General features: G+C 69.5%; 21 protein-coding genes. 11 read left to right on the plus strand and 10 right to left on the minus strand.

The features are described from left to right. Positions 1-59 precede the first annotated feature (59 nt). Together RNB18_RS39840 and RNB18_RS39845 are read left to right on the plus strand one after the other, a co-directional pair. Positions 60-776 carry a DUF1707 SHOCT-like domain-containing protein gene (locus RNB18_RS39840; RefSeq protein ID WP_311718986.1) on the plus strand — a complete coding sequence of 239 codons (717 nt, stop codon included), beginning with the start codon at positions 60-62 and terminating at the stop codon, positions 774-776. A 174-nt stretch (positions 777-950) separates the two neighbouring features. Next, positions 951-1,325, plus strand: a complete 375-nt coding sequence (locus tag RNB18_RS39845; protein ID WP_079072149.1) for a WhiB family transcriptional regulator — start codon at positions 951-953, stop codon at positions 1,323-1,325. 72 nt (positions 1,326-1,397) lie between these two features. On the opposite strand, the gene glpX is transcribed toward RNB18_RS39845, so the two are convergent. Continuing rightward, complete coding sequence (gene glpX, locus RNB18_RS39850; RefSeq protein WP_037719931.1) at positions 1,398-2,432, minus strand: class II fructose-bisphosphatase; 1,035 nt, start codon at positions 2,430-2,432, stop codon at positions 1,398-1,400. A 127-nt stretch (positions 2,433-2,559) separates the two neighbouring features. On the opposite strand from glpX, the gene RNB18_RS39855 reads away from it, so the two are divergent. Then, complete coding sequence (locus tag RNB18_RS39855) at positions 2,560-3,081, plus strand: DUF4245 domain-containing protein (RefSeq protein ID WP_311718987.1); 522 nt, start codon at positions 2,560-2,562, stop codon at positions 3,079-3,081. A gap of 60 nt (positions 3,082-3,141) precedes the next feature. Here RNB18_RS39855 and RNB18_RS39860 read toward each other — a convergent pair whose 3' ends face one another. The 3 genes from RNB18_RS39860 to xseA form a co-directional block, all read right to left on the minus strand. Then, on the minus strand, positions 3,142-3,732 hold the full coding sequence (locus RNB18_RS39860; protein WP_311718988.1) for a malonic semialdehyde reductase: 591 nt from the start codon (positions 3,730-3,732) through the stop codon (positions 3,142-3,144). A gap of 137 nt (positions 3,733-3,869) precedes the next feature. Further along, complete coding sequence (locus RNB18_RS39865; RefSeq protein WP_311718989.1) at positions 3,870-4,106, minus strand: exodeoxyribonuclease VII small subunit; 237 nt, start codon at positions 4,104-4,106, stop codon at positions 3,870-3,872. A 9-nt stretch (positions 4,107-4,115) separates the two neighbouring features. Then, positions 4,116-5,324, minus strand: a complete 1,209-nt coding sequence (gene xseA / locus RNB18_RS39870; RefSeq protein WP_311718990.1) for an exodeoxyribonuclease VII large subunit — start codon at positions 5,322-5,324, stop codon at positions 4,116-4,118. 152 nt (positions 5,325-5,476) lie between these two features. On the opposite strand from xseA, the gene RNB18_RS39875 reads away from it, so the two are divergent. Both RNB18_RS39875 and ppgK read left to right on the plus strand, forming a co-directional pair. Continuing rightward, positions 5,477-6,487, plus strand: a complete 1,011-nt coding sequence (locus RNB18_RS39875) for a 4-hydroxy-3-methylbut-2-enyl diphosphate reductase (RefSeq protein ID WP_311718991.1) — start codon at positions 5,477-5,479, stop codon at positions 6,485-6,487. A gap of 29 nt (positions 6,488-6,516) precedes the next feature. Further along, on the plus strand, positions 6,517-7,260 hold the full coding sequence (gene ppgK, locus RNB18_RS39880; protein ID WP_311718992.1) for a polyphosphate--glucose phosphotransferase: 744 nt from the start codon (positions 6,517-6,519) through the stop codon (positions 7,258-7,260). A gap of 47 nt (positions 7,261-7,307) precedes the next feature. On the opposite strand, the gene RNB18_RS39885 is transcribed toward ppgK, so the two are convergent. Next, the gene (locus RNB18_RS39885) at positions 7,308-7,703 is read right to left on the minus strand and encodes a DUF6542 domain-containing protein (RefSeq protein ID WP_394817751.1); all 396 of its coding nucleotides are present in this window, start codon (positions 7,701-7,703) and stop codon (positions 7,308-7,310) included. A gap of 300 nt (positions 7,704-8,003) precedes the next feature. Here RNB18_RS39885 and ychF point away from each other — a divergent pair, with 300 nt between their 5' ends. Beyond that, positions 8,004-9,092, plus strand: coding sequence for a redox-regulated ATPase YchF (ychF, locus tag RNB18_RS39890; RefSeq protein ID WP_311718994.1), 1,089 nt, complete (start codon positions 8,004-8,006; stop codon positions 9,090-9,092). A 194-nt stretch (positions 9,093-9,286) separates the two neighbouring features. On the opposite strand, the gene RNB18_RS39895 is transcribed toward ychF, so the two are convergent. Genes RNB18_RS39895 through RNB18_RS39905 form a run of 3 tightly spaced genes read right to left on the minus strand, consistent with a single transcriptional unit; the run spans position 9,287 to position 12,938 of the window. Further along, entirely contained in the window at positions 9,287-9,622 is a 336-nt protein-coding gene (locus RNB18_RS39895) for a hypothetical protein (protein WP_311718995.1), read from the minus strand. Next, complete coding sequence (locus tag RNB18_RS39900) at positions 9,613-10,644, minus strand: hypothetical protein (protein ID WP_311718996.1); 1,032 nt, start codon at positions 10,642-10,644, stop codon at positions 9,613-9,615. Before RNB18_RS39900 ends, RNB18_RS39895 begins: the two co-directional genes overlap by 10 nt. A gap of 17 nt (positions 10,645-10,661) precedes the next feature. Beyond that, complete coding sequence (locus RNB18_RS39905; RefSeq protein WP_311718997.1) at positions 10,662-12,938, minus strand: glycoside hydrolase domain-containing protein; 2,277 nt, start codon at positions 12,936-12,938, stop codon at positions 10,662-10,664. Between the two features lie 362 nt (positions 12,939-13,300). On the opposite strand from RNB18_RS39905, the gene RNB18_RS39910 reads away from it, so the two are divergent. Then, positions 13,301-14,104 carry an AfsR/SARP family transcriptional regulator gene (locus tag RNB18_RS39910; RefSeq protein ID WP_311718998.1) on the plus strand — a complete coding sequence of 268 codons (804 nt, stop codon included), beginning with the start codon at positions 13,301-13,303 and terminating at the stop codon, positions 14,102-14,104. A gap of 140 nt (positions 14,105-14,244) precedes the next feature. Here the strand turns inward: RNB18_RS39910 and RNB18_RS39915 are convergent, their stop codons facing one another. Further along, positions 14,245-15,153 carry a LysR family transcriptional regulator gene (locus tag RNB18_RS39915; RefSeq protein WP_311718999.1) on the minus strand — a complete coding sequence of 303 codons (909 nt, stop codon included), beginning with the start codon at positions 15,151-15,153 and terminating at the stop codon, positions 14,245-14,247. 82 nt (positions 15,154-15,235) lie between these two features. Between RNB18_RS39915 and RNB18_RS39920 the strand changes: the two genes are divergently transcribed. Beyond that, positions 15,236-16,066 (plus strand): oxidoreductase, encoded by an 831-nt coding sequence (locus tag RNB18_RS39920; RefSeq protein ID WP_311719000.1) that lies wholly within the window; start codon positions 15,236-15,238, stop codon positions 16,064-16,066. A gap of 165 nt (positions 16,067-16,231) precedes the next feature. Here the strand turns inward: RNB18_RS39920 and RNB18_RS39925 are convergent, their stop codons facing one another. Further along, positions 16,232-17,413, minus strand: coding sequence for a serpin family protein (locus RNB18_RS39925; RefSeq protein WP_311719001.1), 1,182 nt, complete (start codon positions 17,411-17,413; stop codon positions 16,232-16,234). A gap of 83 nt (positions 17,414-17,496) precedes the next feature. On the opposite strand from RNB18_RS39925, the gene RNB18_RS39930 reads away from it, so the two are divergent. The 3 genes from RNB18_RS39930 to RNB18_RS39940 all read left to right on the plus strand — a co-directional run bounded on the left by RNB18_RS39930 (position 17,497) and on the right by RNB18_RS39940 (position 20,149). Beyond that, positions 17,497-18,744, plus strand: coding sequence for a DUF4190 domain-containing protein (locus tag RNB18_RS39930; protein WP_311719002.1), 1,248 nt, complete (start codon positions 17,497-17,499; stop codon positions 18,742-18,744). A gap of 147 nt (positions 18,745-18,891) precedes the next feature. After that, positions 18,892-19,644 (plus strand): GntR family transcriptional regulator, encoded by a 753-nt coding sequence (locus RNB18_RS39935; RefSeq protein WP_311719003.1) that lies wholly within the window; start codon positions 18,892-18,894, stop codon positions 19,642-19,644. 313 nt (positions 19,645-19,957) lie between these two features. Continuing rightward, entirely contained in the window at positions 19,958-20,149 is a 192-nt protein-coding gene (locus RNB18_RS39940; protein ID WP_069763326.1) for an SPOR domain-containing protein, read from the plus strand. Positions 20,150-20,169: the final 20 nt, after the last annotated feature.

Raw genomic sequence — 20,169 nt, forward strand, 5'->3', positions numbered from 1 at the left:
TCGCCAAGAGTTGTCCACAGCTCTAGTCGCGATCTATCGCGTTTCGGTACGCTGCTGCTGTGGACCTTCAGAAGCCCGACCTTCACAAGCACGCAGGCCCCGCACCCGCGGTGGCCGACCTGCGTGCCTCGGACGCCGACCGCGACCGCGTCGCCGACATCCTGCGCGAGGCCCTCGCCGAGGGCCGCCTCACCGCGGACGAGCACGAGGAGCGGGTCGAGGGGGTACTGAGCGCCAAGACGGTGGGCGAGCTGGAGGTCTTCATACGGGACCTGCCGGCGGCCCACGAGCGCCGTGCCGCCCCGGCCTGGACCCCGGCCCCGAACCGCCCGACCGATGCGATACCCCACGACCCCGACGACAACGTGGTGGCGGTCCTGAGTGCCGCCGTCCGCAAGGGGCGCTGGCGCGCGGGCCGTCGTATCCACGCCTACGCGATCTTCGGCAGCGTGGAGATCGACCTCAGCGAGGCGATCTTCGAGTACCGCCAGGTCGTGATCAAGGCGTTCTCGTTCTGCGGCAGCGTCGAGGTGCGCGTCCCCGAGAACATCTCGCTGCGCGGCACGGGAGTCGGTGTCCTCGGCGACTTCCAGGTGGACACGCTCGACTCGGCCGAGCGGGACGCGCCCGTGGTGTACGTCGACGGCTGGGCCGTCCTCGGCAGTGTCGACGCGAAGCCGAAGCGGGGCAAGCTCGTCGCGGACATCCTCGACCGGGTGCAGCGCGCGGTCGATCGCAAGGTCGACAAGAGTTTGCGCAAACACCTGGATCGTTGACGGTTGTGAATCCGGGCGCATCCGAAGCGAACGGATCCGCCCGTGGTGGGCTCCCGGAAGCGCACGCGACCGCGCGCGATCCAGCGGTTCGGGACTCAGTGCATAGGCGCGCGCACAGCGGGTAGGGCTTGCTGCATCGTCTCTCGCTCGCGAAGCCGTCGTCAGGAGTAGACCGTGCTGCAACCGCCGCATTCGTCCCTGCAGGTAGCTGCCGTTCCGGCCCAGCGGGTGCCAGTGCGGGACAGGGACCAAGACGCTCCATGGCACACCGAGGCGGTGTGCCGGCGCGACGAGGCCGGCCTGTTCTTCGCCCCGTCCAAGGAACCCACCGCCGCCAGGCTCTCGCGCGAGGAGGCCGCGAAGCGCGTCTGTGCCCGCTGTCCCGTCATGGTCGAGTGCCGCGAACACGCCCTGCTCCAACCCGAGCCCTATGGCGTCTGGGGCGGCCTCACCGCAGCGGAACGCCGGGTGGTCCTGGCCCGCAGGCGCCGCCGCGACCTGGAGCTGCAGAAGGCGGCGAGGGCGGCGCGCATAGCCCAGGCAGGCTGAAACAAGGGCAACAAGGGCAAAAGGAAAGGGCGCCCCCTCCGCACCGGGGGCGCCCACTCACTTCGGCGCGAGCTATTTCGCGCGGTCGAAGTCGATCGCGCTGTAGGCCCGCAGCTTGCTGAGCCGATGCTCGGAGTCGATCCGCCGAACCGTCCCCGACTTCGACCGCATCACGATCGAGTCGGTCGTCGCGGTCTCCGACCGGTACCGCACACCACGCAGCAGCTCACCATCGGTGATCCCGGTGGCCACGAAGAACACGTTCTCCCCGGACACCAGGTCGTCCGTCATGAGCACCCGGTCCAGATCGTGCCCGGCGTCGATCGCCCGCGCCCGCTCCTCGTCGTCCTTCGGCCACAGCTTGCCCTGAATCGTCCCCCCGAGGCACTTCACGGCGCAGGCCGAGATGATGCCCTCGGGCGTACCGCCGATGCCCAGCAGCATGTCGACGCCGGTGCCTTCGCGCAGCGCGTAGATCGACCCCGCCACGTCGCCGTCGGAGATCAGCTTGATCCGCGCCCCGGCCTCCCGGATCTCCTTGATGATTCCTTCGTGCCGGGGCCGGTCGAGGATGACCACGGTCACGTCCTCCGGGGTGGACCGCTTGGCCTTGGCGACCCGCCGGATGTTCACGGAGACGGGTGCGTTGATGTCGACGAAGTCCGCGGCCTCGGGCCCTGTGACCAGTTTGTCCATGTAGAACACGGCCGACGGGTCGAACATCGACCCACGGTCCGCCGCGGCCAGTACGGCGATCGCGTTCGGCATGCCCTTGGCCGTCAGCGTGGTCCCGTCGATCGGATCGACGGCGATGTCGCACTCGGGCCCGGTCCCGTCGCCCACGCGCTCTCCGTTGAAGAGCATCGGGGCCTCGTCCTTCTCGCCCTCGCCGATGACGACCACGCCGTTCATCGACACGGTGGAGACGAGGGACCGCATGGCGCGCACCGCGGCGCCGTCGGCGCCGTTCTTCTCGCCCCGGCCCACCCAGCGGCCCGCGGCCATCGCGGCGGCTTCGGTCACCCTGACGAGTTCCAGGGCGAGGTTGCGGTCGGGGGCCTCGGAGGGGACCTCGAGTTCGGACGGCAGATGATGATGCTCGGTCATCGGAGCGCACCTTTCTGATACGACGACGGCCGGATGAGGGTTCGACCGTCGACTCTATCCCCAGTCCGACAAAATGAGCAGGGGACCCCACGGATGAGCGGACCGGGCACCTGCGACGATAGGGGGCGTGGCAGGTTCGAACGGCAAGCAGAAGACGGTCCGGGACATGATTCTCTCCCTGGGCCTGATCGGGATCGCGGCGGCGGTCATCTACGTGTTCATCCCGCACGACGACTCCGCTCCCGACATCAAGACGGTCGACTACCGCGTCGAGCTGCTCACGGCCCGCCGCGCGGCCTCCTATCCGGTGGCCGCGCCCGAGGATCTGCCGGCCGGCTGGAAGGCGACCTCGGTGCGCTTCCAGGGCGACCAGTTCGACGCCTGGCACCTGGGTTTCCAGGCCCCTGATGATCAGTACGTGCAGGTCGAGCAGTCGACTCAGAAGCCGTCGACGTTCATCGACGAGGCGAGCCAGGGCGGCGAGGCGACGAAGCAGACCCAGCAGATCGCGGGCCGCACCTGGACGCGGTACACGGGCGGCCGCTACGACGCCCTCGTGCACACCGCCGACGGGGCGACGACGGTGGTCGCGGGCACGGGATCGTTCGCCCAGCTGGCCGAGATGGCGAAGTCGCTCAAGACGGCGTGAGAGCACACGAGAGGGCCCGGCTGCCAGGCAGCCGGGCCCTCTCGTCGCGTGTCAGCCGTCTCAGACGGTGGTGACGACCTCGTCGTACGACAGGCGCGGGGAGCGCGGGAACCAGGCGTCCTCGCCCGGCTTGCCGATGTTGACGACCATCAGCGGGGTGTGGTCGTCGTCCAGGAACTCCTTGCGGACGCCCTCGAAGTCCAGACCGGTCATCGGGCCGGCGGCGAGGCCGGCGGCACGGACGCCGATGATGAAGTACGCGGCCTGCAGGGCGGCGTTCAGTCCGGCGGCACCCTCGCGGGCGGGGCGCTCGCTGAAGAAGACGTCCTTGGCCTGCGGGAAGTGCGGGAAGAGCTCCGGCAGCTCCTCGTGGAACTCGTTGTCCGCGGAGAGGATCGCGACCAGCGGGGCGGTGGAGGTCTTGGGCTGATTGCCCTCGGCCATGTGCTGGACCAGGCGCTCGCGGGCCTCGGCGGAGCGGACCAGGGTGATGCGCAGCGGGCTCTGGTTGAAGGCGGTCGGGCCGTACTTGACCAGGTCGTAGATGGCCTGGAGCTGCTCGTCGGTCACCGGCTCGTCGGTGAAGGTGTTCGCGGTACGGGCCTCGCGGAACAGCAGGTCCTGGGCGGCGGGGTCAAGAACGAGAGACATGAGAAACCTTCTCGGGGGGACGTCGACCCCGGAAACGGACCGGGGACCGGTTGACGTTCTCGACGGTACGCGACTGAAGTTCAACCTTCAACAAAAATCGGGGCGTGGTGATCCGCTTCACAGATCACCCAGGTCTCCTACTCGGCGTCGCCCTCGGTCCCGGCCTTTTCCTCCTCGGCCAGTGCCGCGTCCAGCCGCGCCCGCGCCCCGTCCAGCCAGCGCCGGCACACCTTGGCCAGCTCCTCGCCCCGCTCCCAGAGCGCGAGGGACTCCTCGAGCGTCGTACCGCCCGCCTCCAGCCGCCGTACGACCTCGATCAGCTCGTCCCGTGCCTGCTCGTACCCGAGCGCCTCTTCCGCCACCTTGCTGGTCATCCGCCCACCCTATGCATCGACTCGGACAACGAACTCACCCTCGGCGACCCGCGCCCGCAGGGTCTCCTGCGCCGTCACCTCGTCCGGCGCCCGCACCACATGGCCGTCGGCCTTCTGGAGCACGGCGTACCCGCGCTGGAGGGTCGCGGCGGGGGAGAGGGCCACCACGCGCGCGTGCGTGTGCGTCAGCTCGGAGTCGGCGCGGTCCAGCAGATGGCCCAGGGTGCGGCGGCCACGGTCGACCAGGGAGGACACATGGTCGGCGCGCTCGTCGATCATCCGGTGCGGATCCTCTATCGACGGCCGCGCGAGCGCTTGCGCGAGGCCCCGCTCCTCCCGCTGGAGGAAGGACTCGACACACCGCCGCGCGCGGTCCTGCAGCGCTCGCACCCGCTCGTACTCCTCACCCACGTCCGGTACGACCTTCTTGGCCGCGTCCGTGGGCGTGGAGGCCCGCAGGTCGGCGACGTAGTCGAGCAGTGGGGTGTCCGGCTCGTGCCCGATCGCCGACACCACCGGCGTACGACAGGACGCGACCGCCCGCACCAACTGCTCGTCGGAGAACGGCAGCAGATCCTCCACGCTGCCCCCGCCGCGCGCCACGATGATCACGTCCACGTCGTCCAGTGCGTCGAGCTCCTTGACCGCCTGGACGACCTGGGGGACGGCGTGCACGCCCTGCACCGGGACGTTGCGCACCTCGAAACGGACGGCCGGCCAGCGGTGCCGGGCGTTCTCCAGGACGTCCCGCTCGGCGGCCGAGGCCCGGCCGCACACCAGCCCGATGAGCTGCGGCAGGAACGGCAGCGCCTTCTTGCGCTCCGGCGCGAACAGCCCCTCCGCGGCGAGGGACTTCTTCAGCTGCTCCAGCCGGGCCAGCAGCTCACCGACCCCGACGGGCCTTATCTCGGCGGCCCGCAGCGAGAGCTGGCCCCGCGGCGCGTACCACTCCGGCTTCGCCAGTACGACGACTCGGGCGCCCTCGCTGACGACATCGGCGATCTCGTCGAAAACCTGACGGAAGCAGGTGACGCTCACCGAGATGTCGTACGACGGATCGCGCAGCGTGAGGAAGACGACGCCCGCTCCCGGGCGCCGGGAGAGCTGGGTGATCTGGCCCTCGACCCACACGGCACCGAGGCGGTCGATCCAGCCGCCGATCAGGCGCGACACCTCGCCGACGGGCAGGGGCGCTTCGGGAGTCGAGTTCACAGCCATGCCGCGAGCGTAACGGCCCGGTACGACAACGCACCGTCACCGGCCGTCACTACGCGACGGGATCCGGCCTCCTTGGTTCAGCAGCGTCGTGACGACCACCGCGAGCGCCGTCACGGGCACGCGATCTTTGACGGGCCGAACGCGGCCTTACGATGGGACGCATGACTGCTTCGCCTGGCCGCCGTGTCCTGCTCGCCGCCCCCCGTGGCTACTGCGCGGGTGTGGACCGCGCCGTGATCGCCGTCGAGAAAGCCCTGGAGCAGTACGGCGCTCCGGTGTACGTCCGGCACGAGATCGTCCACAACAAGTACGTCGTACAGACCCTGGAGAAGAAGGGCGCCATCTTCGTCGAACGGACGGAGGAGGTCCCGCCGGGCAACATCGTCATGTTCTCGGCTCACGGCGTCGCCCCCGTCGTCCACGAGGAGGCCGCGCGCGGCAAGCTCGCCACCATCGACGCGACCTGCCCGCTGGTCACCAAGGTCCACAAGGAGGCCGTCCGCTTCGCGGGCGAGGACTACGACATCCTCCTGATCGGGCACGAGGGCCACGAGGAGGTCATCGGCACCTCCGGCGAGGCCCCCGACCACATCACCCTCGTCGACGGCCCCTCGGACGTCGCCAAGGTCGAGGTCCGCGACGAGTCGAAGGTCGTCTGGCTCTCCCAGACCACGCTGTCCGTCGACGAGACGATGGAGACCGTCGACGCCCTCAAGGAGAAGTTCCCGCAGCTCATCTCCCCGCCCAGCGACGACATCTGCTACGCCACGCAGAACCGTCAGCTCGCGGTGAAGCAGATGGGCGCCGAGGCCGAGCTGGTCATCGTGGTCGGTTCCCGCAACTCCTCCAACTCCAAGCGGCTCGTCGAGGTCGCCAAGCTGGCCGGCTCCCGCGAGGCCTACCTCGTGGACTACGCGAGCGAGATCGACGAGGCCTGGCTTCAGGGCGTGACCACGGTCGGCGTGACCTCGGGCGCCTCGGTGCCGGAGGTACTGGTCGAGGAGGTCCTGGAGTGGCTGTCGCAGCGCGGTTACGGCGACGTGGAGCTCGTGAAGGCGGCCGAGGAGTCCATCACCTTCTCGCTGCCGAAGGAACTGCGCCGCGACCTGCGCGAGGAGGCGGCGGCGCTGGTCGCGGAGCGTAAGGGGACCTCCCCGGCGTGACTGTCAGTCGTCCGTCGTAACGTAGGGCCATGCAGATCTTCGGCTTGGACATCGGCGGATCCGGGATCAAGGGCGCCCCTGTGGACCTGGACAAGGGCGACCTCACCCAGGAGCGCCACAAAGTGTTCACCCCGCACCCGGCGACGCCCGACGGCGTGGCCGACGGGGTGAAGCAGGTCGTGGACCACTTCGGGTGGACGGGGCCGGTCGGCCTGACCTTCCCGGGCGTGGTCACCGGCGGCTCGACGATCCGTACGGCGGCCAATGTCGACAAGAGCTGGATCGACACCGACGCGCGCGCGTTGTTCAGCGAGCGGCTCGGCGGACTCCCGGTGACCGTCGTCAACGACGCGGACGCGGCGGGCGTCGCCGAGATGAACTTCGGCGCGGGCAAGGACCGCAAGGGCACCGTCATACTGCTCACCTTCGGCACCGGCATCGGCAGCGCGGTCTTCGTCGACGGCGTCCTCGTCCCCAACACCGAGCTGGGCCACCTGGAGCTGCACGGCCACGACGCCGAGAAGAAGGCCTCCAGCAAGGCCAGGGAGGACGAGGAGCTCACCTGGGAGCACTGGGCCCACCGCGTCCAGAAGTACCTCGCCCATGTCGAGATGCTGTTCTCGCCCGAACTGTTCATCATCGGCGGCGGCGTCAGCCGCAAGGCCCAGAAGTTCCTGCCGCACATCGAGGGCATCAAGGCCGAGATCGTCCCGGCACAGCTGCAGAACAACGCGGGGATCGTGGGGGCGGCGATGAGGGCGGTGGAGGGTTAGGGAGCGGGCCGGCCACTGTCCCCCTTCGTACCGCCCGCCGGTCCTCGTCAGCGCGAGCGGCTCCGTACCAGGCGGATCCTGCGGACCAGCGCGATGATGCCGGCGGCCAGCGTGCCGGCGTAGAGCCAGCCGGCCTGCGTGGCCAGCGCGGTGAACAGGCCCATCAGGCGGCCCGAGGTGCCGCCGCTGCTGTCGGCGACCGGGACGAGCCCGGCGGCGAAGGCGATCGGGACGATGATCGGGGCGGTCAGTAGATCGCCCCGGCGCATCCAGACCGCCGTCAGTACGCTCACCGGCACGAACAGCACGCCGTACACCGTCAGCGACGAGCCGAACAGCAGCGAGACGAGGAAGCCGAGCGCGCACATCAGCCCGGCGCAGAACAGGCCGCCGCCGAGCCCGGTGAGCCGGGGGTTGGGGAACCGTCGCAGCGTCTGGACCACGGGCGGCGGGGGACGGCGGGGCGCCGCCGGCTGTCGCTCACCGCGGGCCTGCGCGGGCAGCGGTGCTCCCGGGGCCGGGCGTCGCGTTCCGTTGTGCGGGGGGCGGGTCCTGTGTTGCTCCACTGGACCAACCTAGGTCTGTTTATGTGTGGAATCGCTCCTCGGACACGCGGTGCGAAAGACCTTGGCCATGCGTTCGAGAGGTCAGCCGGAGCGTGCTGCGGCACGCCGTAGACTGGTGGATCGGCCCCCTGGCCGCCAGTCTCCTCACGTCTCCTCTCACGTACGGGAAGTCGCAACGTGTCGCTCACGATCGGAATCGTCGGTCTGCCGAATGTCGGCAAGTCGACCCTGTTCAACGCCCTGACCAAGAACGACGTGCTGGCGGCCAACTACCCGTTCGCCACGATCGAGCCGAACGTCGGCGTGGTCGGCGTCCCGGACCCGCGGCTGGCGAAACTGGCCGAGATCTTTTCCTCCCAGAAGATCATTCCGGCCACCGTCGACTTCGTGGACATCGCGGGCATCGTGAAGGGCGCCTCCGAGGGCGAGGGCCTGGGCAACAAGTTCCTCGCGAACATCCGTGAGTCGGACGCGATCTGCCAGGTCATCCGTGCCTTCAAGGACGAGAACGTCGTGCACGTCGACGGCAAGGTCTCGCCCAAGGACGACATCGAGACGATCAACACCGAGCTGATCCTCGCCGACCTCCAGACCATCGAGAAGGTCCTGCCCCGCCTCCAGAAGGAGTCGCGGATCAAGAAGGACATCGCCCCGAAGGTCGCCGCGGTGGAAGCGGCGAAGGAGATCCTGGAGAAGGGCGACACCCTCTTCTCGGCGGGCATCGTCCAGGGCTCCGGCAACGAGGAACTCCTGCACGACCTGCACCTGCTGACGACGAAGCCCTTCCTGTACGTCTTCAACGTCGACGAGGACGAGCTGGTCGACGAGTCCTTCAAGGACGAGCAGCGCGCCCTGGTAGCCCCTGCCGAGGCGATCTTCCTCAACGCCAAGCTGGAGGCGGACCTCGCCGAGCTCGACGAGGAGGACGCGATGGAGCTCCTGGAGTCGGTCGGCGCCGAGGAGCCGGGCCTCGCCACTCTCGCCCGCGTCGGCTTCAACACTCTCGGCCTGCAGACCTACCTCACGGCCGGCCCCAAGGAGTCCCGCGCCTGGACCATCAAGAAGGGCGCCACCGCCCCCGAGGCCGCCGGAGTCATCCACACCGACTTCCAGAAGGGCTTCATCAAGGCGGAGGTCATCTCCTTCGACGACCTGGTGGAGATGGGATCGGTCGCCGAGGCCCGCGCGAAGGGCAAGGCGCGCATGGAGGGCAAGGAGTACGTGATGCAGGACGGGGACGTGGTGGAGTTCCGCTTCAACGTGTGACTCTCGGATTCTCTGTACTCCAGCGGGATCGTGGATTCCCGCTGGAGCACCCATCACCGGAAGCCCTTCAGCGTGCTGAGTTCACGGACTCCAGAAGATGACGGCCCCGGCGCACAGCACGCCCCACCGCATCCACCTCGCTCGCCACGCCCGTTCACGGCGGCTCCACCCGCCGCTGACCTCGAGCCCCCGCGTCAGTCGGAGGTCCGGCGTCTCCTCCAGATCACCATCGCCTCGCCCAGGATCGCGAGGATCAACAGCACAAGGCAGCATCCGAAACCGAGCAGTCCGGCCGCGACCAGGTAGAGCGAACCCGGATCCGTGCACGCCCAGGTGGACGAGCAGCTGACGGTCCGCGGGTCCGCCGGCGGCCCCATCGCCTGCCAGCCGATGACGACGCAGAGCACGGAGACGACGCCCGCGGCGGACAGCAGGATCCACCGGACCCGTCGGGCTCCCCACCACGACAGGATCCATCCCACGACGATCACCGCCGGCAGGATGAACACGTAACCAGGGACTATGTCCACTCTGAATCGCTCCGCGACATCGAGGTCCGGCCGGTCTGCCGCTGGGTGATGTGGTCGCCCATGTTGATCAAGCCTACCGTCGGGTGCTTGACGGTCGGCAGGTCACCCGTCGGCTTCCGAGTCCTCACCGCAAGCTCCAGGTCGAGCCGGTCGCCTGACTTGAGCTTCACTCGCGTGGCCCAGCGGGTTTCGAACAGAGATGCGGTCCGGGTGTCGGAGAGGAGCCGCACCCCCGCGTCGTGCACCTTGTTGTTGAGCCGGGCGCTGACGATCCTGACGTCGGAGACGACCTGGGGGTCCAGCGCGACGGAGAATGAGGCGGCCACGGGTGCCGTGCCCGGCCCGACGCTGTTCAGCGTGATCCGCGCCGGGTAGTAGTACCACCGCTTGCCGTTCGCCCACTCGCAGCGGTTCCACACCCCGCTGACCTCCAGGCCCCACGGCGTGGCCACTCCGCCGAAGGCGTGCGGACGTCCGGGCTGGAGGCTCCGGTCAGTCGGTCTCACGTTCTTGTGGTGCACGGCCGCGGTGGCACCGGCCGGCCCGGCGACCAGGTCGTACGGGTAGAGCACGGGGAACGCGGTCCCCACGACGACCACCGGGTCGCTGCCTGCGGGGAGGGCCTCGGTCAAGGTGACCGTGCAGGCGGTGACCGAGGTCCTGGGGTCGGTGGAGACGGTACTCGTGGCGCGCAGCCGGCGGTCGCCCACGGTGGCGACGGCCGCGGGCAGCGGGGAGTACAGCCGGGGGTCGTAGCTGATGGCCACCTGGGTCCCGGCGGGCAGATCCGTGCCCGCGTGCTTGACCTGCACGGCCAGCTGTCTGGGGAACGCGGCCGGTTGGACACCGACGCCCGCCAGGACCGCGACCGGGCTCGCGCCGACCGGGACCAACTCCACGCCGGCTGCGGCCGCGGTGTCGGCCCATGCCGGGCCCGGACCGGCAACGGTGACGGCGCCGACGCCCAGCGTCAGACCTCCGAGTACCAGCACCTGCCGACGACTGACCTTCGGGTCGAACATGTCACATCCTCGATTCCTCATGCGCAGTACTGGACGATGGCGTCCTTGAAGGCGTCCGCCACACCGGACAGCGCGGCGTCGGACATGGACCCGGGAGTCGGGCAGGTCACCGATTTGGTCGTCTTGACCCAGAAGGCATCCCGGATGGCGGCCATCTCCGGGTCGGCGGCGTCGCTGGTCATGGCGCTCATGGCGGCGGCCGCCACCGTCGCGGGCGAGCTGCCGAAACGGATCGAGTAGAACGTCGACCGCCGGGCCGTGGCCGCGGTGGGCGACGCGTAGCCGGCCTTGAAACCCGTCGACAGTGGCTGACTGGAACCCTGCTTGACGGGATAGCCCAGAACATAGGCGTCCATGTCGGCGAGGAGGTCGTTGAGCGAGAAGTACGTGTTGTCGCCCTTGCCGCCGATCTGACCCGCGGCGTAGGTGTACGCCTGGTCGTCGGAGAGCCCGCTCAGGTAGAACTGCGCCAGCACGCTGACGAGATCGCCGCCCCAGCTCCCGAAGTCCGTCAGGTTGGACGACGTGAGGTCGCCCGGGATCCCGCTGGTGATGACGGCGCCGCAGGACGCGCCGAAGTGGTCGACGTCGGAGTCCCACAGCAGATCGGGGTCGCGCAGCGGGCCCGCGTACGGCTCGTCGGGATAGGTGTTCACGAAATCGATGAAGCCCTGGTCCAGCTCACCGAAGACCGTGTCGGAACCCGTGAACACATACTGTGACGTACGGGCCCGGAGGTACTGCGCGACCAGCTCCTGCGCGGACCGGTCGGTGTGCCCTTGGTCGATCCACTGGCCGGCCCTGGCCTCCACCCAGATCATGTACGTGTAGAAGGCGTCGTTGGGATCGCGCGGCCGGGTCACGCTGTCGACGCCCGGGTCCATGCCGGAGGCGATGTCGTTGTCGATCTCCACCGCGCCGCTGGTGCCGGAGGCCAGCGTGAAGTCCTTGATCTGGTCGAAGGCCCAGTTGTCGGGGAGCGGATAGCCGAGGTTGCCGCTGTAGCCGGTCGACATGCCGCTGACGAAGCTCCGGGTGGTGAGACCCTCGGCCGCGAGGCGGATGCAGGTGTTGCGGCATCCGTACACACCGATCGCGTACTGGCTGCCCATCGCGGCCATGCCGTTGTTGACGCCCTGGAAGTGCGGGATGATCGCGCTGGTGATGTCGTCGTCGGTCGCGTCGAAATCGACCGAGAAATAGATGACGGTGCCGTACGGGATACCGAAGGTGATCGCTGCTTCGGCCGCGTCGTTTCCGGCCGCCACACCTTGCGGGTAACTGAAGTCAATGAGCGCGTTTCCCTCGTCCTGATAGATCGGGAAGAGGGAAAGGCCGTTGTCGAAAATGAGCGCGATCTCGGAGTTGGTCAGGACCTTGTTCGTGCCGCCTATGAGATAGCGGCCGACGGTCGTGTATCCGTTGCTCTTCACCGTCTGGATCGTCGTCGCGTTCAGTGGATACATGCAGTCGAAGGCGGTGCCCTTGCGGTCCGGGTCCCCGGTCGAGACCAGCAGTGACATCCAGGTCTCGTAATCGGCCGCGCCGGTGGCGTCGAGCGAAGAGAACTTCTGGAAAGCCGTCACCGTGGCCACCAGGTCGGAGGTGAACGTCCCGCCGCCGTCCCCCCAGTGGTTGTCGTAGTTGTTGAACGCGACCGCACACTGGAACAACCGGACCCATCCGGCGTCCCCCGAGTCCTGCGAGCCGCTGGACACGTACGCGGTCGTCTTGAGCGCCCCCTCGGTGGTCGGACCGAGCGAGCCCGTCACCTGGCTGTCCGTCAGACCCATTTGGTACTGGATGGCCAGGACCAGAGCCTGTTGCACATTGCGGGAGAAGTGGCCGTCGCACGGCCCGATGAAGAACTGGCCCTTCCCGTAATAGGCGTCGTTCAGCCACCGTTGGCACGTCTGGATCATGCTGGAGCCGCCGGACGTGAGCACGTACGCGTCCATGGTCAGCAGCGCCTTGAAGACCTTCGGCTCCACGTTGTAGATCTGGGAGTCGGGCACCTCCGGACCCGGCAGACCCATGTCCGCCACCAGCGCGGTCAGGCCGGCGCCGGTGTCCACGTTGAAGCCGCCGTCGATTTCGCCGCCGCTGTAGCCCTTGCAGTAGAGGGCCGCCTCCGCGATGGTCCGCATGTTGATGTTGTCGGAGTCCCGCCCGACCGGGCCGTAGGCGTTCAGATCCGCCCATGTTGTCGGCCCGAAGTTGTCGGACAGCGAGGTGATGCCGAGCTCGTGCTGGAGTGCCCGCGTGAGGCAGTAGATCGTCTCCCAGCCCGTCATTCCGTTCTCGGTGCACGGGTTGTACCCGGATACGCCTGTGTATGTTGCATTGACCCATTGCTGTGCTTTGAGAACCATCTGATCCATAGGGTGGTCCTTCTCCCTGCCGGTGAGCCGATGCGTACGAAGATGGCAGCTCGCTCCATCGCCGCCCCATCGCCAGGCCATCGCCGGGAGGAGTCCGGATTTACTGACTTTGCCAGAAGGGGGCGGGTGTCAAGAAAGCCCCAAAGAGTCCCAAAGAGTCATACTCGTGCGCGAAAACTAATCCTGTGTCACATATACTTTCGAGGGCGCGGACGCGTGAATTCATCGGCATCCGGCGCGCCTTTTGGCTCCGCACCCTGTCGAAAGGATGGCCGATGCCCGACTTCGGGATTCTCGGGCAGCCCTACGCTGAGCCTCTCCGGTCCAGTATCGGCGTGAATCGCAGGCGTGAGTGGGTCATTCTTTCCGTTCTGGTGACGCGACCGAACGCATTCATTTCCATGCATACGCTCATCGACGCGCTGTGGGGCGACGACCCCCCGCGGACGGCGCGTGAGCAGGTGATGAACTGCCTCGGCTCCATTCGGCGGGCGATCGCGGCCTCGAGCGCCGGCGATGTGTGTCTCGACCGGGTTCGGGACGGATACGTGTTCGGCATCGAGGCCGAACGGATCGACCACGTCGTGTTCTCCCGGCTCTGCGCCGAGGCCGAGTCGGCGAAGGCGCTGGGCCGGACGGAGTCGAGCCTCGGCCTGTACGAACGTGCGCTGGCGTTGTGGCGCGGCGGCGTGTACGACGGGCTCGACGTGCCGAGCTTCGCCTCGCACGCGGCGGCACTGGAAGAGCAGCGGGCGATCGCGGCCGAGGAGTACTTCGCCCTGTCGATCGCGACCGGTCACGCCGGCGGAGTGATCCCGCGCCTGCTGCGGCACGTCGGGGAGCATCCGCTCCGGGAGCGCGGAGTCGCCCTTCTGATGTCGGCGCTGCACGGCGAGGGCCGCACTCATGACGCCCAAGCGGTGTACGCGCGGCTCGTCCGCCGACTGGGGGAGGGGCTCGCGGTCGGCCCGGGCCGCGAGGTTCGCCAGACCCTGGACGCGATCCTCAACGGCACGGTGGCGGTCCCCGCTCCCAGGGCTGACGCGCTCTCAGTCGCCGAGCTGAGTACTCCGTCCTGAGAACCGCGTTACCGAAGGAGGCCTGCTCCTCGGAGACGGCCCCTGCGACTGCATCGGTTGCTGCCCGGCGCCGATGCCGAGTGGAGGCGCCCCGCGCAGAAGACCCGCGCAGACGCCCCCCGCCCCGGACCCACGCCCCCTCAGCCCCCCACCACCGCCCGGCACGCCTCCGTATACCCCCGCACCAGCGCCCGCCCCCCGTCCTGCTTGCGCCAAGCAAGTACGAATCTGCTCGGGCCGATTCCGCGGACCGGCCGGGTGACCACGCCGCCCAGCGTGATCAGGGGGGCATTGCCGGCGGCCACGAGGCAGATGCCCAGGCCCGCGACGAGGGCCTCGTACGTCTCCTCCGTGCCGGCGATCTCCGCGCCGATGCGGGGCGGGCGGCCGGACCGTTCGTCGAGGGCGAGCCAGAAGTCGCGCAGCGGGCCGGTGCTCGGTGGCAGGGCGAGGAACGGTTCGTCGGCCAGGTCGGCGAAGTCGACCTCCTCGCGGGCGGCGAGCGGATGGTTGTCGGGGAGGGCGACCAGGCGGGGCTCCTCGGCGACCACGGTCCATCCGTAGCGCTCCTCGTCGGGCAGCGGCAGCCAGACGAACGCGACCTCGGTCTCGCCGTCCGCCAGGCCCGCGGTGGGGTCCTGCCAGCTCATCTGCCGCAGCCGTACGACCGCCTCCGGATGCGCGGCCGTGAAGCGGGAGCGGATCGCCGGGAGCAGACCGCCGCGGCCGGGGCTGGTGCTCATGCCCACCACGAGCGTGCCGCGCTCCGCCGCCCGGGCCGTCGCCATCGCGGCGTCCGCCGCCGCCCAGGCCGCCAGCACCTGCCGGGCGTGCGGCAGCAGCGCCTGACCCGCCTCGGTGAGCAGGACGCCCCGCGGGTCCCGCCGTAACAGCTCCACGCCCAACTGCCGCTCCAGCGCACGGATCTGCTTGCTCAGCGCGGGCTGTGACACGTACAGCCGTTCGGCCGCGCGCGTGAAGTGCAGTTCCTCGGCCACCGCCAGGAAGTAACGCAGGTCCCGTACATGCACGTCGGTCGTCATAGCCATCGGTTATCACCCTGGGTCTTGGACGGGCAACCGACTTCGGCAGCAGGCTGGTTCGTGGAACAACTCGAGAAGAGGAGTCGTGATGAACAAGGTCTGGCTGATCACGGGCGCGAGCAGCGGATTCGGGCGGGCGATCGCCGAGGCGGCCCTGGCCGACGGCGATGTCGTGGTGGGCGCGGTCCGCAGGCCCGAGGCGCTGGACGACCTCGTGGCCGCCCACCCCGACCAGGTGGAGGCGGTGCGTCTGGACGTGACCGACATGTCCGCCGCGGAGGCCGTCGTACGGGATGTGGTGGCCCGGCACGGACGGATCGACGTGCTGGTCAACAACGCGGGCCGGACCCATGTCGGCGCCTTCGAGGAGACCACCGACGCCGAACTGCGTGAGCTGTTCGACCTGCATGTCTTCGGACCGGCGGCGCTCACGCGGGCGGTGCTGCCGGCCATGCGCGAGCGGCGTTCGGGCGCGATCGTGCAGATGAGCAGCATGGGCGGGCAGCTGTCCTTCGCGGGCTTCTCGGCGTACAGCGGGACGAAGTTCGCGCTGGAGGGCATGTCCGAGGGGCTTGCCGACGAGGTGCGGGAGTTCGGCATCAAGGTGCTGATCGTGGAGCCGGGGGCCTTCCGCACCTCGCTGTTCGAAGCGAGCCGCGCGGGGGCCAGCGCCGACAGCGGCGTCTACGCCAAGGTGAGCGAGACCCGCGGGGCCGTCTCCGGCGGCGACGGCACCCAGGCCGGCGACCCCGCGAAGGCGGCGGCCCTGATCCGCGCCGCCCTCGACGCCGAGGAGACCCCACTGCGGCTGCCCCTCGGCGACGACGCGGTGACCGCCGTACTCGACCACCTCGACGCCGTACGGAACGACGTGGCCACCTGGGAAAAGACCACCCGGGCGACCGCCTTCGACGACTGAGGCCGCTGGGGGGGGGCAGCCACCGGAGCGGCGGCCGGTTCTGTCCCGCATCCCGTCGCCGGGGCGAGGCCGTCCGGGTCACCGTCTTCGGCGACTGAGTCCGCTGGGCGGCCACCGGAGTGGCGCCGGTTCCGTCCCCACCCCATCGCCCAGCCCGCAGCGCGGCTAGCGGAACGGTGCCGGGTCCGTCACCCAGCCCGCCGTCATCGCCAGCCGGGTCTCCCGGTGTACGGCGAGGAAGGCGAAGGGGCGGTCGAAGGTGGCCGTGACGACGGTCGACGTGTGTCGGGGGGTGGGCGGCGGCCCACCCGGCGCCGCCGCGACCGCGGTCACCGCGGCCGCCTCGAAGCCGAGCGCGTCAAAGCGGGCCAGGACGGACTGCCGGGCGGAGCCGACGGCCAGGGGTGCGGCGCTGATGCCGGCGAAGTGACCCTGCCGCGCGTCCCGAGCCGCGGTGAGGCCGAACAGTCCGTGCAGGTCCAGCAGATCGTGGTGCGCCCGCGCCTCGAACGCCGCCGTCGTCACCTCCAGCGTCGGTTGCTGCGGGCCGGCACACGGCCGCTCCTCGACCCGCAGACCCGGCCCCGCCGGCCCGTGCGGAAGCAACGACCCCCGTACGACCGGACACGTGCCGTCGAGCAAGCCCGCCCCCGCCGCCATCACCTGACCCGGTGTCATGTGCTCGTCCCCGAGCAGGAGATGGACGTCGATGCCGTTGTCGCCGAGCACCTTCACCTCGGTGACCCGGCCCTCGGGTGCGGTCACGACACCGACCCGGTCCAGCCGCACGCTCCGGCGGTGGAGGCCGCGCAGGGTCCGGCCCTGCCAGGGGCCCGCGGACGGCCGTACCGGACGCACCTCGAAGGGCCGCAGCCACGTGGTCCGCAGAGCCAGTGCGCTCGCCAGCACCAGTTCGGTGTCGTCCCGCACCTCCACCGGCATCCGCTCGATCAGCCCACCCGTCCGCTTCGCGGCCCAGGCATCCATCTCCCGCTGATCGAGGGCGGGATCGCCGGTGATGACCCCGAGCGCGTCGGTGGGCAGCCCGGCCTCCCACTCCTCGCGCAGCTCCAGCGTCCGCCTGGTCCACAGTCCCAGAGCCGAGTCCAGCGCCTCCGATTCGGCCAGTCCCGCGAGCAACTCCCGCGCCACCGCGGCCGCTTGCTCCGCGGGCACTCCGAGCGCCCCCGCCAGCTCGGCCCGCGCCGGACCCCGCGCCCCGTCGGCCAGGAAGGCCAGCAGCGGCCACACCCCGGCGGCGGAGAACACGGTCCCCCCGGAAGACACCCCCGCCCACCGTGCCGTCAGCCCGTTCACCGCCTGGGTCGTCGCACCCGTGATCGGCATTCCACCCCCGCCCGCCCCGCGCATACCATGCGCCCTGTCGTACGTCAGTTCCCCGCCACTGCTGAACCAGGAGCACGGTACCCGTGTCCATACCCCCGCCCCCTGGGCCCCACCAGCCCGACCCCGCCCAGGGGCCGTCCCCGGTCCCGGACCCGTACGGGCCGCCGCCGCAGGGACAACAGCCGTATGGGCAGCAGCCGTACGGACAGCCGTACGGGCAACCCTATGGCCCGCCGTACCAGACCTGGGGACAGGGCTACAGCCCCTACGCCCGCCCGTCGTCGGTCAACGGACTCGCTGTCGCCTCCCTGGTCCTCGGCGTCCTGTGCTGCTTCCCGGCGCTGGGACTGGTGCTGGGTGTGATCGCGCTGGTGCAGATCAAGAAGAAGGGCCAGTCCGGCAAGGCCCTGGCGATCGTGGGGTCGATCCTGTCGTCGCTCGGACTCGCCCTGTGGGTGACGGTGCTCGCCACCGGGGGGCTCTCCGACGCCTGGGAGGAGTTCAAGAAGGGCGCGAGCGAGGGCACGACCTTCTCGGTGGTGAAGGGCCAGTGCTTCGATGCGCCGGGGGAGTCCCTCGAAGGCCTCACCTACGACGTCGACGAGGTGCCCTGCGCGGGTGAGCACGACGGCGAGGTGTTCGGCGAGTTCAAGATGACCGGCGGCGACGGCTTCCCGGGCGACGGCGCGGTCTCCGACGCGGCCGACGACAAGTGCTACCCCCTCCAGGACGCCTACGTCATGGACACCTGGGCGCTCCCCGGCGACGTCGACGTGTACTACTTCGGCCCCACCCGGCAGAGCTGGCGCCTCGGCGACCGCGAGGTCAGCTGCATCTTCGGCAACACCGACGAGAAGGCCACCCTGACCGGCTCGCTGCGTGCCGACGAGACCACCCTCGACACGTACCAGATCACCCTCCTGAAGTCCCTCAACGCCATGGACACCGTGTTGTGGGAGGAGCCCGAGGACTACCCCGAGGACGACCTGCCCGGCTATCGGAAGTGGTCGCGGGACGTCTACGACAGCCTTAACAAGCAGATCAAGGCCCTGCGCGCGCCGTCCTGGCCGGCCGCTGCCGACAAGCCGGTCGCGGCCCTGGTGAAGGACATGGAGGACGCGCGCGCCGAGTGGGCGAAGGCGGTCGCCGCGGCCGAGGACGACGACGTGGACACCTTCTACATCCATTACGACAAGGGCTACGCGTACGTCGACGGCCCCAGCACGGTCACCGCACGCAAGGCTCTGGGGCTCGCCACCAAGCGGCCGACGTACGACGACGGGGGCGACGACGGCGGCGGCGAGTCGGGCGGCGGCGAACTCAAGGTGTGAGCGCGGCCATAGCGGGGAGAAAGTGCCTGCGTAAAGACCCCCAGCGGAACATGTCATCACATCGAGTGATTCTCTGGCCTTTGCTTGCATGGCCCAACCCACGGTTGCCACGCTGTTGCTGTCTGTACAACCTGATGGGAGCGGCCAGTGACATTCGGTGAGCAGCCGGCGTACCTGCGCGTCGCGGGTGATCTCCGCAAGAAGATCGTCGACGGTTCGCTGCCACCGCACACCCGCCTGCCGTCCCAGGCCAGGATCCGCGAGGAGTACGGCGTCTCGGACACCGTCGCGCTGGAGGCGCGCAAGGTGCTGATGGCAGAGGGTCTGGTCGAGGGTCGCTCCGGCTCCGGGACGTACGTCCGGGAGCAACCCGTGCCCCGCCGCATCGCCCGCTCCGGCTACCGCCCGGCCTCCGGCGCCACGCCCTTCCGGCAGGAGCAGGCCGACGGGGAGGGGCGCGGCACCTGGGAGTCCAGCAGCGCGCAGACCGAGGCGTCGGCCGCCATCGCCCAGCGGCTCGACATCCGGCCCGGCGACCGCCTGATGTGCACGAAGTACGTCTTCCGGGAGGCCGGTGAGCCGATGATGCTCTCCACCTCCTGGGAGCCCCTCGCTGTCACCGGCCGCACTCCCGTGATGCTCCCCGAGGAGGGCCCCCTCGGCGGCATGGGCGTGGTCGAGCGCATGGCAGCCATCGACGTCGTCGTGGACAACGTCACCGAGGAGGTGGGCGCCCGTCCCGGCCTGGCCGAGGAGTTGCTCGCCCTGGGCGGTGTCCCCGGCCATGTCGTCCTCGTGGTCCACCGCACCTACTACGCCTCGGGTCGCCCGGTGGAGACGGCCGACGTGGTCATTCCGGCCGACCGCTACCAGGTCGCGTACCACCTCCCGGTGAAGTAGCGCGCGCCCCGGGGAAGTTGCCCCGGGCGAGCACTCAAGGGGCCCGCAGGCGAACGCCGTTCGAATTCGGCCGTTCTCGCAGGTCGACACCCCAGTTCCAGAGGTGCCCCTGACCGGAGGCATCACCGCCCACCGGGGGCGCGTTCACGGCTGCGCGCCCCTGTCGGAGGAGTCCGTCCTGGCTGGTTGCGTACCTCTTTGTGCAAACGCGTATTCGCTGCGTAAAGGTTGGGCGTAGGCTCGGGCATATGCGGAGTGCGGTTTCCTTATCGGGTGGGGCTCGACGCAGGTCGGGAAGGAGCGGTGGGGCGCAATGAACGACGGCACGATCACTCTTCCCTGGCTCGTCATACGGCAGGACGACAACGGCAATCGCTACCGTGTGGGCAGGTACGCGACCCGTGCCGAGGCCCAGAAGATCGCCGACAGCCTCGATGCCCGCGGCCACAAGCAGCTCTACTGGGTCGAGCGCATCAGCCAGAACGGCGCGAGTTCGGCCGACTGAGGAGCCTCCCGTAGGCTCCG

The organism is Streptomyces doebereineriae, assembly GCF_031845645.1.
GTDB lineage: Bacteria > Actinomycetota > Actinomycetes > Streptomycetales > Streptomycetaceae > Streptomyces > Streptomyces canus.

What these genes read in the sequence shown, in the direction of transcription:
- RNB18_RS39915 (WP_311718999.1), bottom strand. Translation starts at nt 15,153, where the DNA reads ATGGCTATGACGACCGACGTGCATGTACGGGACCTGCGTTACTTCCTG.
- RNB18_RS39910 (WP_311718998.1), top strand. Translation starts at nt 13,301, where the DNA reads ATGCCCGACTTCGGGATTCTCGGGCAGCCCTACGCTGAGCCTCTCCGG.
- RNB18_RS39940 (WP_069763326.1), top strand. Translation starts at nt 19,958, where the DNA reads ATGAACGACGGCACGATCACTCTTCCCTGGCTCGTCATACGGCAGGAC.
- RNB18_RS39905 (WP_311718997.1), bottom strand. Translation starts at nt 12,938, where the DNA reads ATGACGGGCTGGGAGACGATCTACTGCCTCACGCGGGCACTCCAGCAC.
- RNB18_RS39925 (WP_311719001.1), bottom strand. Translation starts at nt 17,413, where the DNA reads ATGCCGATCACGGGTGCGACGACCCAGGCGGTGAACGGGCTGACGGCA.
- RNB18_RS39920 (WP_311719000.1), top strand. Translation starts at nt 15,236, where the DNA reads ATGAACAAGGTCTGGCTGATCACGGGCGCGAGCAGCGGATTCGGGCGG.
- RNB18_RS39865 (WP_311718989.1), bottom strand. Translation starts at nt 4,106, where the DNA reads ATGACCAGCAAGGTGGCGGAAGAGGCGCTCGGGTACGAGCAGGCACGG.
- RNB18_RS39875 (WP_311718991.1), top strand. Translation starts at nt 5,477, where the DNA reads ATGGGACGCATGACTGCTTCGCCTGGCCGCCGTGTCCTGCTCGCCGCC.
- glpX (WP_037719931.1), bottom strand. Translation starts at nt 2,432, where the DNA reads ATGACCGAGCATCATCATCTGCCGTCCGAACTCGAGGTCCCCTCCGAG.
- RNB18_RS39900 (WP_311718996.1), bottom strand. Translation starts at nt 10,644, where the DNA reads ATGTTCGACCCGAAGGTCAGTCGTCGGCAGGTGCTGGTACTCGGAGGT.
- ppgK (WP_311718992.1), top strand. Translation starts at nt 6,517, where the DNA reads ATGCAGATCTTCGGCTTGGACATCGGCGGATCCGGGATCAAGGGCGCC.
- xseA (WP_311718990.1), bottom strand. Translation starts at nt 5,324, where the DNA reads ATGGCTGTGAACTCGACTCCCGAAGCGCCCCTGCCCGTCGGCGAGGTG.
- RNB18_RS39860 (WP_311718988.1), bottom strand. Translation starts at nt 3,732, where the DNA reads ATGTCTCTCGTTCTTGACCCCGCCGCCCAGGACCTGCTGTTCCGCGAG.